The organism is Isoptericola sediminis, from assembly GCF_013085345.1.
GTDB lineage: Bacteria > Actinomycetota > Actinomycetes > Actinomycetales > Cellulomonadaceae > Isoptericola > Isoptericola sediminis.
This window is the reverse complement of the sequence record NZ_JABFAJ010000021.1, coordinates 1-14807: the sequence shown is the minus strand read 5'-3', so window position 1 is coordinate 14807 and position 14807 is coordinate 1. Positions and strand designations below refer to the sequence as shown.

Here is a 14807-nt window from a genome sequence, read left to right as displayed (position 1 = left end):
TCAGCCCTGGGCGTCGCGCCAGGCGACCCAGTCGGCGACCCTCGACAGGTCGTAGTCGGGTCCGCCGACGCCCAGGGTCAGGAGCGTGGCACCGGCCTCGAGCAGACCCGGCCCGGTCGCGGCGGGCGAGCCGTGGACCCCGACCGACCGCTCGACGAGACGACCGGTGTCGCGCCCGACGGCGGCGCCGTGCTCGTCGAGGATCGCCGACTTGCGGCGCAGCGTGTCGACGTCGCCGAAGGAGTGCCACACGTCGGCGTGCTCGGCCACGATCCGCAAGGTCTTCCTCTCCCCGCCGCCGCCGATGAGGATCGGGATCTCGCGCGTGGGCGCGGGGTTGCCGGCGGCGAGCCGCCGGCGGATGCGGGGCATGGCCTCGGCCAGCCCGGCGATGCGAGACCCGGCGGTACCGAACTCGTAGCCGAACTCCCGGTAGTCCTTCTCGAACCAGCCGGCCCCCATCCCGAGGATCAGACGCCCGCCCGAGACGTGGTCGACGGTGCGGGCCATGTCGGCCAGCAGGTCCGGGTTGCGGTACCCGTTGCCGGTGACGAGAGCGCCGATCTCGACGCGCTCGGTCTGCTCGGCCCAGGCCCCGAGCATGGTCCAGCACTCGAAGTGCTTGCCGTCGGGGTCCCCCGAGAGGGGGTAGAAGTGGTCCCAGTTGAAGACGATGTCGACGCCCAGGTCCTCGGCGCGCAGGACGGCGTCGCGGATCTGGCCGTAGTCGGCGTGCTGGGGCTGGAGCTGGACGGCGACGCGCAGCGGCCGTTCCGTGGTGGGGGAGTCCATGGAGCCACGCTACGCCCGGACGCCGTCACCCGGTGGTGACCACGACGAAGACGCGGCGGAAGGCGAGCGGGGTCCCGTACGGCTGGCGCGGGTAGGCCCGGCGCAGCGCGGCACCGTACTCGGCGTCGAACTGCTCCCGCAGGGTGGTGCCGTGGTCGGCGTCGTGGGCCTCCAGGGCCTGCAGCACGGGCTGCGCCCCGGTCGCGGAGATCCAGCGCAGCACCGGGTCCTCGCCGGGAAGGACGTGCGTGTAGGTCGTCTCCCAGGCGTCGACCGCGCGACCCGGTCCGGCCAGGATCTCGAGGTAGTCCGCCGGGTCGCCGACCGCCCGTCGGGGCACGGGACCGACCGCGTCGGCGTAGGACCCACGTGCCGCGACCTCGCGCAGCAGGCGGTGGCTCGGTGCGTCCTGGTTGCCGGGCACGGAGAAGGCGAACGTCTCGCGGGCGAGACCCGCGAGCGCCGGCAGCAGGTCCCGGTGGTCCGGCACCCACTGGAGCGTCGCGTTGCTGATCACGAGGTCCGGGCGTGACGGGACGCCCGTGGGCGGCCGGCCGGCGGCGAGGTCGCGCAGGTCGCCCAGCACGTAGCGTCCGTCGGGGTCGGCGGTGCGGGCGGCGTCGATCATGGCGGGGGACGCGTCCAGGCCGACGACGTCGGCGCCGGGCCATCGTCGGCGAAGCATCGCGGCCAGGTGGCCGGGTCCGCAGCCGAGGTCGAGGACGGAGCGCGGCGTGCCGGGCACACGGGCGAGGAGCTCGGCGAAGGGCCGGGAACGCTCGTCGGTGAAGCGCAGGTAGTCGGACGGCGACCAGTCGGGCACGGTGATCCTCTCGTCAGGGCAGGAGCAGCACCTTCCCGGTCGTGGCCCGGCCCTCGAGCGCGGTGTGCGCGGCCGCGGCCTCGGCGAGCGGGTAGGCGGCGCCCACGCGGACGTCGAGGTCGCCGTCGGCGGCGAGTCCCAGGACCTCGCCCGCGCGCCACTCGATCTCGGAGCGGGTGGCGGTGTAGTGGGCGAGGGTCGGGCGGGTGAGATACAGCGAGCCGCCGGTGTTGAGCCGCTGCGGGTCGAACGGTGGCACCTGGCCGGACGCGCCGCCGAACAGCACGAGCGTGCCGCGGGGGCGCAGCGAGTCCAGCGAGGCGTCGAAGGTCGCGCGGCCCACACCGTCGTACACGACGTGCACACCCGCGCCGTCGGTGAGTCGCCGCACCGCGGCGGGCAGCTCGGCGGTGAGGTCGTCCATCGCGGCGTAGTCGATCGTGTGCGCCGCCCCGGCCTCGCGCGACAGCGCCGCCTTCTCGGGCGACGAGACGGTGGTGACCACCCGTCCGCCGCGGGCCGTGGCGAGCTGGGTCGCGAGCAGCCCGACGCCGCCCGCCCCGGCGTGCAGCAGCACGTCGTGGCCGGGGCCGACCTCGAAGGTGGAGGCGACCAGGTAGTGGGCGGTCATCCCTTGCAGGGGGAGCGCGGCGGCCGTCTCGAGGTCCAGCGCGTCGGGCACGCGCACGGCGCCGGCGGCCGGCACGAGCGCGAGCTCGGCGTACGAGCCGGCGGCGTCGTGCCAGGCGACCCGGTCGCCGGGGGCGAACCCCCGGACCTCCGCGCCGACCTCCACGACGACCCCGGCGCCCTCGACCCCCACGACGTGCGGGTACTCCATCGGGTAGACGCCGGCCCGGCGGTAGGTGTCGATGAAGTTGACGCCGGCCGCCTCGACGCGGACCAGCAGCCGGCCGGGCCCGGGCTCGGGGTCGGGCAGGTCGACGGACTCCAGGACCTCGGGACCACCCGCGGCGCGGGCCACCACTGCACGCATGCGACGAGACTACGGCCTCCCGGGTGTCGTGTGACGATGTGGTCCGTGAGCACCCGTGCGGCGTCCCCTGGAGCGCCCCCCACGATCCGGGCGGCCCGGCCGGCCGACTGGCCCGCCCTGTGGCGGGTCGTCGAGCCGGTCGTGCGCGAGGGGGAGACGTACACCTACCCCACCGACCTCACGAGCGAGCAGGCGAAGGAGTTGTGGCTGGCGGAGCCGCCGGCCGCGACGGTGCTCGCCGAGTCGGACGGTGTCGTCCTCGGCACGGCGCGCATGGGGCCGAACAAGCCCGGTCACGGCGACCACGTCGGCACCGCCGCGTTCATGGTGGCGCCGGAGGCGCGCGGCCGGGGCGTGGCGCGGGCCCTGGCCGAGCACGTGGTCGCCTGGCACCGCGCCGAGGGGTACCGCGGCATCCAGTTCAACGCGGTCGTGGAGTCCAACACGGCCGCCGTGCGGTTGTGGCGGTCGCTCGGGTGGGACATCGTGGGCACGGTGCCCGGGGCCTTCCGCAGCCCGGCCCACGGGTACGTCGGCCTGCACGTGATGTACCGGGCGCTGGACCAGCATTCGGAATAGTTTCCGTGCCGCATGCATAGGTATGTATAGTGGCGCCATGGTCAGCACCCCCTCGACCCCGGCCCGGCTGCGCGTCGCCGTCGCGGGCGCCTCCGGGTACGCCGGTGGCGAGTTCCTGCGCCTCGCCGCGCAGCACCCGTCCCTCGAGATCGGCGCGCTCACCGCCCACGCCAACGCCGGCAGCCGGCTCGGCGCGCTGCAGCCCCACCTGCGGTCGCTGGCCGACCGCGTCCTCGCACCGACGACCGCCGAGGCGCTCGCCGGGCACGACGTCGTCGTCCTCGGACTGCCGCACGGGGCCTCCGGCGAGATCGCCGCGCAGCTGCCCGACGACGTGCTCGTCCTCGACCTGGGAGCCGACCACCGCCTCGCCTCGGCCGCCGACTGGCGCGCCTACTACGGGTCCGAGCACGCCGGGACCTGGCCCTACGGCCTGCCCGAGCTCGTCGTCGCCGACGGCGGCACCCAGCGCGACCGGCTCGTCGGCGCCCGGCGCATCGCCGTCCCGGGGTGCAACGTCACGGCCGTGACCCTCGGTCTGCAGCCGGGCGTCGCCGCGGGGCTGCTCGACCCGACCGACCTCGTGGCCGTGCTCGCCAACGGCTTCTCGGGGGCCGGCAAGGCGCTCAAGCCGCACCTGCTCGCGGCCGAGGGCCTCGGGGCCGCGTCCCCGTACGCCGTCGGCGGCACCCACCGGCACATCCCCGAGATCACGCAGAACCTGCGCACCGCCGGGGCGCACGCAGTGACGATCAGCTTCACCCCGACGCTCGTGCCGATGTCGCGGGGCATCCTCGCCACCGCCACCGCCCGGTTCGCCCCGGGCCGGCACGCCGACGCGGACGAGCTGCGCGCCGTCTGGGAGGCCGCGTACGCCCACGAGCCGTTCGTCGAGCTGCTGCCGGCGGGCCAGTGGCCGTCCACCGCCGCGACGATCGGCAGCAACACGGCCCTGGTCCAGGTCGCGCTCGACGAGGCGGCCGGCCGAGTCGTCACGGTCACCGCGATCGACAACCTCGTCAAGGGCACCGCCGGGCAGGCCGTCCAGGCGATGAACGTCGCCCTCGGCCTGCCCGAGACCGCCGGCCTCGTCACCGAAGGAGTCGCCCCGTGACCGTCACCACCCCCCAGGGCTTCCGCGCGGCCGGGGTCGCGGGCGGCCTGAAAGCCTCCGGTGGGCGCGACGTCGCCCTCGTCGTCAACGACGGCCCGTCGCGCACGGCGGCGGCCGTGCTCACCGGCAACCGCGTGCAGGCCGCTCCCGTGCTGTGGACCCGGCAGGCGATCTCCGACGGGGCCGCGCGTGCCGTGGTCCTGAACTCCGGCGGCGCCAACGCCTGCACCGGTCCCGAGGGCTTCGCCGACACCCACCGCACGGCCGAGCACGTCGCGAGCGTGCTGTCCGCCACGGCCGCCACGCCGGAGGACGAGGTCGGGGCGGGGGACGTGCTGGTGTGCTCGACAGGTCTGATCGGCGTCCGGCTCGACATGCCCGCGCTGCTGGGCGGGATCGACGCCGCCGCCGCCGGGCTCGCCGCCGACGGCGGGGACGACGCCGCGCACGCCATCATGACCACCGACACCGTCGCCAAGACGGCCGTGGCCGACCGCGAGGGCTGGAGCGTGGGCGGCATGGCCAAGGGAGCGGGCATGCTCGCCCCCGCGCTCGCCACCATGCTCTCGGTGGTCACCACGGACGCCGTCGTGGACCCCGCCACCGCGGACGCGGCCCTGCGCGCCGCCACCCGCTCGACGTTCGACCGCGTCGACTCCGACGGGTGCCAGTCCACCAACGACACCGTGATCCTGCTCGCCTCCGGCGCCTCGGGCGTCGAGGTCACCGCGCAGGCGCTGACCGAGGCCGTCACCGCCGTCTGCGCCGACCTGTCCCGCCAGCTCGTCGGCGACGCCGAGGGCGCCGCGCACGACATCGCCGTGTCCGTGCTCAACGCGACCACGGAGGAGGCCGCCGTGGCGGTCGCCCGGGCGGTGACCCGGTCCAACCTGGTCAAGACCGCGATCTTCGGCAACGACCCCAACTGGGGACGGATCGTCGCCGCCGTCGGCACGGTGCCCGAGGACGTCGCGCCCTACGACCCGCTGACCCTCGACGTGACGGTCAACGGCGTCCAGGTGTGCCGGGCCCAGGGCGTCGGCGAGCCGCGCGAGCTCGTCGACCTCGCCGCCGACCGGGAGGTGCACGTCGAGATCGACCTGCACGCCGGTACCGCGGCCGCGACGGTCTGGACCAACGACCTCACCCACGACTACGTCCACGAGAACAGCGCCTACTCCTCATGAGCGACCCCGTGACCGACCCCGAGCTCCGTTTCGACACCCGGACCGACCTGCGCCCGGACCAGAAGGCCGAGGTGCTCATCGAGGCGCTGCCCTGGCTGCAGGAGTTCGCCGGCGCCCTCGTCGTGGTCAAGTACGGCGGCAACGCCATGGTCGACGGCGAGCTCAAGGCCGCCTTCGCCCAGGACATGGTGTTCCTGCGCCAGGTCGGTCTGCACCCCGTCGTCGTGCACGGCGGCGGACCGCAGATCTCCACGATGCTCGAGCGGGTCGGCATCCGCTCCGAGTTCCGCGGCGGCCTGCGGGTGACCACGCCGGAGGCCATGGACGTCGTGCGCATGGTGCTGACCGGTCAGGTCCAGCGCGAGCTCGTGGGCCTGCTCAACGCGCACGCCCCGCGGGCCGTCGGGCTGTCCGGGGAGGACGCCGGGCTGTTCGGCGCCGTCCGGCGGCACGCCACCGTGGACGGGTCCCCGGTCGACGTCGGCCTCGTCGGCGACGTCGTCCGCGTCAACCCCGGCGCCGTGCAGGACCTGCTCGACGCCGGACGCATCCCGGTGGTGTCCACCGTCGCCCCCGACGTCGACGACCCCACCCAGGTGCTGAACGTCAACGCCGACACCGCGGCCTCGGCGCTCGCGGTGGCGCTGGGGGCCAAGAAGCTCATCGTGCTGACCGACGTCGAGGGGCTGTACACCGACTGGCCGGACCGCGGCTCGCTCGTCGAGGAGATCACCGCCGGCGACCTGCACGACCTGCTGCCCACGCTCAGCGCCGGCATGGTCCCGAAGATGGAGGCCTGCCTGCGGGCGGTGCAGGGCGGTGTGCCGCGCGCCTCGGTCATCGACGGTCGCCAGCCCCACTCCGTGCTGCTCGAGGTCTTCACCGCACGCGGCAACGGCACCATGGTCGTCCCGAACCCGACGGGGGAGGAGGGATGAGCGAGATGTCCGCGCGCCGCGACCTGACCACCCAGGAGTGGCAGAACGCCTACTCCGGTGCGGTGATGGACACGTTCGGTCCGCCGCAGCGGATCCTCGTGCGGGGCGAGGGCGCCTACGTGTGGGACGCCGACGGCAAGCGCTACCTCGACCTGCTGGCCGGGATCGCCGTCAACTCCCTCGGGCACGCCCACCCGACGCTGACGGCCGCCGTCAGTGCCCAGATGGGGACCCTCGGTCACGTGTCGAACTTCTTCGGCACGCCGGCGCAGATCACGCTCGCCGAGCGGTTGCTGGCGCTCGCCGAGGCACCGTCGGGGTCCAGGGTCTTCTTCGCCAACTCCGGGACCGAGGCCAACGAGGCGGCGTTCAAGATGGCCCGGCGCACCGGTCGCCCCCGGATCGTCGCCCTGGAGGGCGGCTTCCACGGCCGGACCGTGGGGGCGCTCGCCCTGACCCACAAGCCGGCCTACCGCGAGCCCTTCGAGCCGCTGCCCGGTGGCGTGGAGCACGTGCCGTTCGGGGACACCACGGCGCTGGAGGAGGCGTTCTCGCCGGCCGCCGTGTCCGCACGCGGCGAGGTCGCCGCGCTGGTGGTCGAACCGGTGCAGGGCGAGGCCGGGGTGCGCGAGCTGCCCGCCGGATACCTGGCCCTCGCCCGCCGGCTGACCGACGACGCCGGTGCGCTGCTCGTGCTCGACGAGGTCCAGACGGGCGTGGGGCGCACCGGGTCCTGGTTCGCCTACCAGCAGCCGGAGATCGGCGGCGGCGTCGTGCCCGACGTCGTCACGCTCGCCAAGGGTCTGGGCGGCGGGTTCCCGATCGGCGCGGTCATCGCCTACGGCGAGCGTGCCGCCACGCTGCTCGGCCGTGGCCAGCACGGCACGACGTTCGGCGGCAACCCCGTCGCGGCCGCGGCGGCGCTGGCCACGATCGGCGTCGTCGAGCGAGACCGGCTGCTGGCGCACGTGCGGCAGGTCGGCGAGACCCTGCGCCGTGCGATCACGACCGCCGGCAACCCGCTCGTCGCCGGCGTGCGAGGACGCGGGCTGCTGCTGGCCGTCGAGCTCACCCGGCCCGTGGCCGCGCAGGTGGCAACGGCCGCGCTCGAGGCCGGGTTCATCGTCAACCCCGTCGCCCCGGACGCCGTCCGCCTCGCCCCGCCGCTGATCCTCACCACGGACCAGGCCCTGGACGCCGCACGGTTCTTCGCCGAGGTCGCCGTGCCCGAGCCCCCGAAGGAGGGCTGAGATGCCCCGCCACTTCCTGCGCGACGACGACCTGTCGCCCGCCGAGCAGCGCGAGGTGCTGCGGCTCGCGCTCGACCTGCGCGAGTCGCCGTACGCACGCGCGCCGCTCGCCGGCCCGCAGAGCGTCGCCCTGCTGTTCGACAAGCCCACCCTGCGCACGCAGACGTCGTTCTCCGCGGGGGTCGCCGAGCTCGGGGGCTTCCCGATGGTCGTCGACGGACGGCTCGCACAGGTCGGCGAGCGGGAGTCCGTCGCGGACGTCACGCGCGTGCTGGAACGGCAGGTCTCGGCGATCGTGTGGCGGACCTTCGGCCAGGAGCGGATCGAGGAGATGGCGGCCGTCGCACAGGTGCCGGTCGTCAACGCGCTGACCGACCAGTTCCACCCGTGCCAGATCCTGGCGGACCTGCTCACGGTCGCCCAGCACCGCGGCGGCCTGGACGCACTGGCGGGCCAGCGGCTCGCCTACGTCGGCGACGCCGCGAACAACATGGGCGCCTCGTACCTGGTGGGCGGGGCGACGGCCGGGCTGCACGTCCGCGTGGCCGGCCCCGAGGGGTACCTGCCGGACGACGACGTGGTGCGCCGCGCCGAGGAGATCGCCGCCACCACGGGCGGGTCCGTCACGGTGACGACCGACGCGACGTCCGCCGTCACCGGCGCCGACGTCGTCGTCACCGACACCTGGGTCTCCATGGGCTCCGAGGCCTCCGCGGCCCGGCGGGCCACCGACCTCCTGCCGTACCAGGTGACGCCGGAGCTGATGGACTCGGCCGCCCCCGACGCGATCTTCCTGCACTGCCTGCCCGCCTACCGTGGCAAGGAGGTCGCCGCCGAGGTGATCGACGGACCCCGGTCGAAGGTGTGGGACGAGGCCGAGAACCGCCGCCATGTCCAGAAGGCCGTGCTGACCTTCCTGCTGGAGGACCGATGACCACCTCGCCCGGCCACGCGCCCACCACCAAGGCGGCCCGCCACGCCCGCATCACCGAGATCCTGCAGCGCACCGCGATCCACTCCCAGGCAGAGCTCGCCCGCGAGCTGGCCGGCGAGGGGCGGTCGGTCACCCAGGGGACGCTCTCGCGCGACCTCATCGAGCTACGGGCCGAGAAGGTCCGCAGCGCGTCCGGCGCCCTCGTCTACGCCGTCCCGGGGGAGGGCGGCGACCGCAGCGTGCGGGCCGCCGGCGTGGACGGCCACGACGGTGGTTACCTCGCGGCGCGGCTGGCCCGGCTCTGCGCCGACCTGCTGGTCTCCGCCGAGTCGTCCGGCAACCAGGTGGTGCTGCGCACCCCGCCGGGCGCCGCCAACTACCTCGCCTCGGCCATCGACCACTCCGTCCTCCCGGGGGTCCTCGGCTGCATCGCCGGGGACGACACGATCCTCGTGATCGGCCGCGACCCCGCCGGCGGCGACGAGCTCGCCCGCCGGTTCCTCGAGCTCACGGCGCCCCAGGACGCCTGAGCCTGCCAGACTCGACAACGACCGCAACGCAAGGAAGAAGACCCTCATGACTGATCGCGTCGTGCTCGCCTACTCGGGCGGCCTGGACACCTCCGTGGCCATCGGCTGGATCGCCGAGGCCACCGGGGCCGAGGTCGTCGCCGTCGCCGTGGACGTGGGCCAGGGCGGCGAGGACCTCGAGGTCATCCGCAAGCGCGCGCTCGACTGCGGCGCGGTGGAGGCCTACGTCGCCGATGCCCGCGACGAGTTCGCGAACGAGTACTGCATGCCCGCCCTGCAGGCCAACGGCCTCTACCTCGACCGCTACCCGCTGGTCTCGGCGATCTCCCGTCCGGTCATCGTCAAGCACCTGGTGCGCGCCGCCCGGCAGTTCGGCGCGACCACCGTCGCCCACGGCTGCACCGGCAAGGGCAACGACCAGGTCCGCTTCGAGGTGGCCACCACGTCGCTGGCGCCGGAGCTGACCTCGATCGCCCCCGTCCGGGATCTCGCCCTGACCCGCGAGAAGGCGATCGACTACGCCGAGAAGCACGACCTGCCGATCGCGACGACGAAGAACAACCCGTTCTCGATCGACCAGAACGTCTGGGGTCGCGCCGTCGAGACGGGGTTCCTCGAGGACATTTGGAACGAGCCCACCAAGGACGTCTACTCCTACACCGACGATCCGACGTTCCCGCCGGTGGCCGACGAGGTCGTCGTCACGTTCGAGCACGGTGTGCCGGTGGCGCTCGACGGCGTGGCCGTCACGCCGCTGCAGGCCATCGAGGAGATGAACCGCCGGGCCGGCGCCCAGGGGGTGGGTCGCATCGACATCGTCGAGGACCGCCTCGTGGGCATCAAGTCCCGCGAGGTCTACGAGGCGCCGGGCGCCATGGCTCTCATCGCGGCCCACCAGGAGCTGGAGAACGTCACCCTCGAGCGGGAGCAGGCCCGCTTCAAGAAGGGGGTGGAGCAGCGCTGGACCGAGCTCGTCTACGACGGCATGTGGTTCTCCCCGCTGAAGAAGAGCCTGGACACCTTCGTGGCCGACACCCAGAAGTACGTCTCCGGCGACATCCGCCTGGTGCTGCACGGCGGACGGGCCACCGTCACGGGACGCCGCTCGGAGGCGTCGCTGTACGACTTCAACCTCGCCACCTACGACGAGGGCGACGCGTTCGACCAGTCGCACGCCAAGGGCTTCATCGAGATCTACGGGCTGGCCGCCAAGCAGGCCGCCGCCCGCGACGAGCGGTTCGGCAACGGCCCGGACCTCGGGACGGGGACGCTGTGACGAGGAACGACGACAGCCTGCCCGACGGCGTCCCGAGCGACGGGCCGGTCGCTCTGTGGGGCGGCCGGTTCGCCGGCGGCCCCGCTCCCGAGCTGGCACGGCTGAGCAAGTCGACCGACTTCGACTGGGCGCTGGCCCAGTACGACATCCGGGGGTCGCGCGCCCATGCCCAGGTGCTGCACGCGGCGCGTCTGCTCACCGACGACGAGCTGACCGCCATGCACGAGGCGCTCGGCCGGCTGTCCGAGGACGTCGCCTCCGGCGCGTTCGTGGCGGCACCCGAGGACGAGGACGTGCACACCGCGATGGAACGGGGTCTGCTCGAGCGGGCCGGCGACGAGCTGGGCGGCAAGCTGCGCGCCGGACGGTCGCGCAACGACCAGGTCGCCACCCAGGTGCGCATGTACCTGCGCGACCACGCCCGCGTCATCGCCGAGCAGGTCGTGACCGTCGTCGACGAGCTCATCACGCAGGCCGAGGCGGCCGGCGAGGCCGTCATGCCGGGACGGACCCATCTGCAGCACGCCCAGCCGGTGCTGCTGGCGCACCAGCTGCTCGCGCACGCCTGGCCGCTGCTGCGCGACGTCGACCGGCTCATCGACTGGGACGTGCGGGCGGCCCGGTCGCCGTACGGCTCCGGGGCGCTCGCGGGCTCCTCCCTGGGTCTCGACCCGGCGGCGGTGGCCGAGGGGCTCGGGTTCGACGGCCCCGTGGAGAACTCCATCGACGGGACCGCGGCGCGGGACGTCGTGGCCGAGTTCGCGTTCGTCGCGGCGATGATCGGTATCGACCTCTCCCGGATCTCCGAGGAGATCATCCTGTGGAACACCAAGGAGTTCGGGTTCGTCCGCCTGGACGACGCCTGGTCGACGGGGTCGAGCATCATGCCGCAGAAGAAGAACCCGGACATCGCCGAGCTGGCGCGCGGCAAGTCGGGGCGGCTCGTCGGCGACCTCACGGGCCTGCTCACGACGCTCAAGGGCCTGCCGCTGGCGTACAACCGCGACCTGCAGGAGGACAAGGAGCCGGTCTTCGACCAGGTGAGCACGCTCACGGTGCTGCTGCCGGCCTTCGCCGGGATGGTGCGGACCCTGACGTTCGACACCGCCCGGATGGCCGAGCTCGCCCCGCAGGGCTTCTCGCTGGCGACGGACGTCGCCGAGTGGCTCGTGCGCCAGGGCGTGCCCTTCCGCGTCGCGCACGAGGTCGCCGGGACCTGCGTGCGGGTGTGCGAGGACCGCGACATCGAGCTGTGGGACCTGTCCCACGACGACCTGTCCGCCATCTCGGAGCACCTGACCCCTGCCGTGCGCGAGGTGCTCTCGGTGGCGGGCTCCGTCGGTTCCCGTGACGCGGTGGGCGGGACCGCGCCGGCGCGGGTGGCCGAGCAGCTCGACGCGGCCAAGGAACGAGCCACCGAGTTCCGCTTCTGGGCCGAGGGCTGAGTGACCGTCACCCCGGACGTGCTCGCCGTGCTGGTGCATAGCGTCCACGCCGCGGCGCCCCGGTTGCCCGGACCGGGTGCGCCGACCGCGTGGCGCCGCACCCGGCTCGTGTGCGTCGACGGGCCGGCCGGGTCCGGCAAGTCGACCCTCGCCGTCCAGCTCGCCGTCGAGCTCGACGCCCAGGTGGTGCACATGGACGACCTCTACGAGGGATGGCAGGACGGGCCCGACGGGGGGGCCCGGCGACTGGCCGACCTCGTGCTGGCCCCGCTCGCCGCGGGCGGGCCGGGGAAGTACCGCCGGTACGACTGGATCGAGGGCACCTGGGCCGAGAGCCACACGGTGCCCCCGGCGCCCGTCCTCGTCATCGAGGGGTGCGGGGCCGCCGCCCGCGGTGTCGACCCGTGGGCCGCGCTGCGCGTCTGGGTCGAGGCGGACGACGACGAACGCCTGCGCCGGGGCCTCGAGCGCGACGGCGAGGGGCAGCGGGGACACTGGGTGCGGTGGATGCGCGACGAGGCCGCGCACTACGCTGCTGAGCAGACGCGCGAGCGGGCCGACGTGCGTCTCGACGGTGTCGGGCGGCTGCGCGGACCCGCCCGGGCGAAGGAGGCGTCATGAGCAGCTCGACGCACGAGCAGGCCGCCGCGGTACCGTGGCAGGTCCCCGGGACGTCCTGGTACGCCCGCAGCGTCCACGACGTGGCTCGCGACCTGCTCGGCGCCTATCTCGTGCGCCGGCACCCCGACGGCGACGTGACGCTGCGCATCACCGAGGTCGAGGCCTACGGCGGCGCCGACGACCCGGCGTCGCACGCCTTCCGGGGGCCGACGGCGCGCAACCGGTCGATGTTCGGACGCCCGGGCCGGTTGTACGTCTACCGGCACCTCGGCCTGCACCACTGCGTCAACATCGTGTGCGGACCCGTCGGCGAGGCGGCCGCGGTGCTCGTCCGGGCCGGCGAGGTCGTCGAGGGACAGCCGCTGGCGCAGGGACGGCGCGAGGCCGCCGGCCGGTGCGACTCAGCCCGTCAGATCGCCCGTGGACCGGCGCGGCTCGCGGTCGCGATGGCGCTCGACCTGCAGGACGACGCCCGCGACGTCACCGAACCGTCGGGGACGGTCGTCGTCCAGCTGCCGGTGGACCCGTTGCCGCGGACCGTCGCGACCGGTCCGCGCGTCGGGGTGAGCGGCGAGGGGGCCGATCCTGCGCGGTTCGGCTGGCGGTCCTGGCTGGTCGACGAGCCGACCGTCTCCGCCTACCGCCCGGTGGCCGGGCGGGTGCGGTGACCCCCTGACCCTCCGGCAGCCCTCCGCCGGGACAGCTCCTCGGAGACGCCCGCGGACGTCGGGCACACTAGGGGGGTCGGCCCGCCCGGGCCGTCTCTGCTGATCTGAAGGAGCACCACGGTGACCGACGTTCTCGACGAGCTGCACTGGCGAGGCCTGGTGGCGCAGTCCACCGACGAGGCCGCGCTGCGCGAGGCACTCTCGAAGGGGCCGGTCACGTACTACTGCGGGTTCGACCCCACCGCGCCGAGCCTGCACCACGGCCACCTGGTCCAGCTGATCCTGCTGCGGCACCTGCAGCTCGCGGGTCACCGCGCCATCGCGCTCGTGGGCGGCGCCACCGGGATGATCGGGGACCCGCGCGAGTCCGGGGAGCGGGTCCTCAACACCAAGGAGACCGTCGCGGAGTGGACCGAGAAGATCCGCGCACAGGTGTCCCGGTTCCTCGACCTGACGGGGGACAACCCCGCCCGCGTCGTGAACAACCTCGATTGGACGTCCGGGCTGTCGGCGATCGACTTCCTGCGGGACGTCGGCAAGCACTACCGGCTCGGCACGATGCTGGCCAAGGACACCGTCGCGCGGCGTCTGCGCAGCGACGAAGGGCTGTCGTTCACGGAGTTCAGCTACCAGATCCTCCAGGGGATCGACTTCCGTGAGCTGTACCGGCGCTACGACTGCACCCTGCAGACGGGTGGCAACGACCAGTGGGGCAACCTGCTGTCGGGTGTCGAGCTGATCCGGCGTACCGAGGGTGTCGCGGTGCACGCCATGACCACGCCGCTGATCACCAAGGCCGACGGGACCAAGTTCGGCAAGACGGAGGGCGGCGCGGTCTGGCTCGACCCCGAGCTCATGAGCCCGTACGCCTTCTACCAGTTCTGGCTGAACCAGTCCGACGCCGACGTCGTCCGCTTCCTGAAGATCTTCACCTTCCGCAGCCGCGCGGAGATCGAGGAGCTCGAGCGGGAGGTCGCCGAGCGCCCCTTCGCCCGGGTCGCTCAGCGCACCCTCGCGAACGACGTGACGACGCTCGTGCACGGCCAGGAGGCGACCGACGCCGTCATCGCCGCCAGTCAGGCCCTGTTCGGGCGGGGCGAGCTGACCGAGCTGGACGCCGGCACGCTCGGCGCCGCGACGGCCGAGCTGCCGCGCGCCGTCGTCCGGCCGGGCGCCAGCGTCCTCGACGCGTTCGTGGACAGCGGTCTGGTGCCGTCGAAGGCTGCCGGCCGGCGGGCGATCGCCGACGGCGGTGCCTACGTCAACAACGTCAAGGTCTCGGACGACGAGGACGTCCTCGCGGCGGAGCGGCTGCTCCACGGGCGCTATGCCGTGCTGCGGCGCGGCAAGAAGACCCTCGCCGTTGCCGTCGTCGACTGACGAAACACCCTCTGACCTGCGCATTTGTCGTGCGGGTCAGAGGGTGTGTAATGTTCTGGTCGTTCGCCCGGCAGGGAGCGACGGACACCAGACCGGCACGATCCGGAACGGTGGCCGGTCTCGCTGAGCGGACTTCCCACAGACCTCTCGGATCAGGTACAGTTATGTGCCCGATCAGCTCGAGACGGTCGGTCCCACCGCTCGGATCTCTGAGATCGAGTTTGACGGGGCGGATCGGTTCGGGTAAGGTTGAAGGGTTGCCCCGGACGGGGT

The 14807-nt window shown here is 73.7% G+C and carries 15 protein-coding genes; 12 read left to right on the top strand and 3 right to left on the bottom strand.

Annotated features, from left to right (window positions below):
• Genes HLI28_RS11470 through HLI28_RS11460 form a run of 3 tightly spaced genes read right to left on the bottom strand, consistent with a single transcriptional unit; the run spans nucleotide 1 to nucleotide 2612 of the window.
• On the bottom strand, nucleotides 1–792 hold the full coding sequence (locus HLI28_RS11470; RefSeq protein ID WP_171247701.1) for an LLM class F420-dependent oxidoreductase: 792 nt from the start codon (nucleotides 790–792) through the stop codon (nucleotides 1–3).
• Between the two features lie 25 nt (nucleotides 793–817).
• Nucleotides 818–1615, bottom strand: a complete 798-nt coding sequence (locus HLI28_RS11465; RefSeq protein WP_171247700.1) for a methyltransferase domain-containing protein — start codon at nucleotides 1613–1615, stop codon at nucleotides 818–820.
• A gap of 13 nt (nucleotides 1616–1628) precedes the next feature.
• Nucleotides 1629–2612: a quinone oxidoreductase family protein gene (locus tag HLI28_RS11460; RefSeq protein WP_171247699.1), complete on the bottom strand. Its 984-nt coding sequence runs from the start codon at nucleotides 2610–2612 to the stop codon at nucleotides 1629–1631.
• 36 nt (nucleotides 2613–2648) lie between these two features.
• Between HLI28_RS11460 and HLI28_RS11455 the strand changes: the two genes are divergently transcribed.
• The 12 genes from HLI28_RS11455 (at nucleotide 2649) to tyrS (ending at nucleotide 14534) form a co-directional block, all read left to right on the top strand.
• Nucleotides 2649–3191 (top strand): GNAT family N-acetyltransferase, encoded by a 543-nt coding sequence (locus HLI28_RS11455; protein ID WP_171247698.1) that lies wholly within the window; start codon nucleotides 2649–2651, stop codon nucleotides 3189–3191.
• 37 nt (nucleotides 3192–3228) lie between these two features.
• Nucleotides 3229–4305, top strand: coding sequence for an N-acetyl-gamma-glutamyl-phosphate reductase (argC, locus tag HLI28_RS11450; RefSeq protein WP_171247697.1), 1077 nt, complete (start codon nucleotides 3229–3231; stop codon nucleotides 4303–4305).
• Nucleotides 4302–5492: a bifunctional glutamate N-acetyltransferase/amino-acid acetyltransferase ArgJ gene (gene argJ, locus HLI28_RS11445; protein WP_171247696.1), complete on the top strand. Its 1191-nt coding sequence runs from the start codon at nucleotides 4302–4304 to the stop codon at nucleotides 5490–5492. The genes argC and argJ overlap by 4 nt, the downstream gene beginning before the upstream one ends.
• Nucleotides 5489–6430 carry an acetylglutamate kinase gene (gene argB, locus HLI28_RS11440; protein ID WP_171247695.1) on the top strand — a complete coding sequence of 314 codons (942 nt, stop codon included), beginning with the start codon at nucleotides 5489–5491 and terminating at the stop codon, nucleotides 6428–6430. The genes argJ and argB overlap by 4 nt, the downstream gene beginning before the upstream one ends.
• Nucleotides 6427–7680 (top strand): acetylornithine transaminase, encoded by a 1254-nt coding sequence (locus HLI28_RS11435; protein WP_171247694.1) that lies wholly within the window; start codon nucleotides 6427–6429, stop codon nucleotides 7678–7680. Before argB ends, HLI28_RS11435 begins: the two co-directional genes overlap by 4 nt.
• A 1-nt stretch (nucleotide 7681) precedes the next feature.
• Nucleotides 7682–8614: an ornithine carbamoyltransferase gene (gene argF / locus HLI28_RS11430; protein WP_171247693.1), complete on the top strand. Its 933-nt coding sequence runs from the start codon at nucleotides 7682–7684 to the stop codon at nucleotides 8612–8614.
• Nucleotides 8611–9144 carry an arginine repressor gene (locus tag HLI28_RS11425; protein WP_171247692.1) on the top strand — a complete coding sequence of 178 codons (534 nt, stop codon included), beginning with the start codon at nucleotides 8611–8613 and terminating at the stop codon, nucleotides 9142–9144. Before argF ends, HLI28_RS11425 begins: the two co-directional genes overlap by 4 nt.
• Before the next feature lie 46 nt (nucleotides 9145–9190).
• A complete protein-coding gene (locus tag HLI28_RS11420) occupies nucleotides 9191–10420 on the top strand; it encodes an argininosuccinate synthase (RefSeq protein ID WP_171247691.1) in 1230 nt (409 codons plus the stop codon).
• The gene (gene argH, locus HLI28_RS11415; RefSeq protein WP_343035804.1) at nucleotides 10417–11865 is read left to right on the top strand and encodes an argininosuccinate lyase; all 1449 of its coding nucleotides are present in this window, start codon (nucleotides 10417–10419) and stop codon (nucleotides 11863–11865) included. The genes HLI28_RS11420 and argH overlap by 4 nt, the downstream gene beginning before the upstream one ends.
• Nucleotides 11866–12486: a (d)CMP kinase gene (locus HLI28_RS11410; RefSeq protein ID WP_171247690.1), complete on the top strand. Its 621-nt coding sequence runs from the start codon at nucleotides 11866–11868 to the stop codon at nucleotides 12484–12486.
• On the top strand, nucleotides 12483–13154 hold the full coding sequence (locus HLI28_RS11405; protein WP_171247689.1) for a DNA-3-methyladenine glycosylase: 672 nt from the start codon (nucleotides 12483–12485) through the stop codon (nucleotides 13152–13154). Before HLI28_RS11410 ends, HLI28_RS11405 begins: the two co-directional genes overlap by 4 nt.
• Nucleotides 13155–13274: 120 nt before the next feature.
• The gene (tyrS, locus tag HLI28_RS11400) at nucleotides 13275–14534 is read left to right on the top strand and encodes a tyrosine--tRNA ligase (protein ID WP_171247688.1); all 1260 of its coding nucleotides are present in this window, start codon (nucleotides 13275–13277) and stop codon (nucleotides 14532–14534) included.
• Nucleotides 14535–14807 lie beyond the last annotated feature (273 nt).

What these genes read in the sequence shown, in the direction of transcription:
- HLI28_RS11460 (WP_171247699.1), bottom strand. Translation starts at nt 2,612, where the DNA reads ATGCGTGCAGTGGTGGCCCGCGCCGCGGGTGGTCCCGAGGTCCTGGAG.
- HLI28_RS11470 (WP_171247701.1), bottom strand. Translation starts at nt 792, where the DNA reads ATGGACTCCCCCACCACGGAACGGCCGCTGCGCGTCGCCGTCCAGCTC.
- HLI28_RS11435 (WP_171247694.1), top strand. Translation starts at nt 6,427, where the DNA reads ATGAGCGAGATGTCCGCGCGCCGCGACCTGACCACCCAGGAGTGGCAG.
- argF (WP_171247693.1), top strand. Translation starts at nt 7,682, where the DNA reads ATGCCCCGCCACTTCCTGCGCGACGACGACCTGTCGCCCGCCGAGCAG.
- HLI28_RS11425 (WP_171247692.1), top strand. Translation starts at nt 8,611, where the DNA reads ATGACCACCTCGCCCGGCCACGCGCCCACCACCAAGGCGGCCCGCCAC.
- argB (WP_171247695.1), top strand. Translation starts at nt 5,489, where the DNA reads ATGAGCGACCCCGTGACCGACCCCGAGCTCCGTTTCGACACCCGGACC.
- HLI28_RS11455 (WP_171247698.1), top strand. Translation starts at nt 2,649, where the DNA reads ATGTGGTCCGTGAGCACCCGTGCGGCGTCCCCTGGAGCGCCCCCCACG.
- argC (WP_171247697.1), top strand. Translation starts at nt 3,229, where the DNA reads ATGGTCAGCACCCCCTCGACCCCGGCCCGGCTGCGCGTCGCCGTCGCG.
- HLI28_RS11420 (WP_171247691.1), top strand. Translation starts at nt 9,191, where the DNA reads ATGACTGATCGCGTCGTGCTCGCCTACTCGGGCGGCCTGGACACCTCC.
- HLI28_RS11405 (WP_171247689.1), top strand. Translation starts at nt 12,483, where the DNA reads ATGAGCAGCTCGACGCACGAGCAGGCCGCCGCGGTACCGTGGCAGGTC.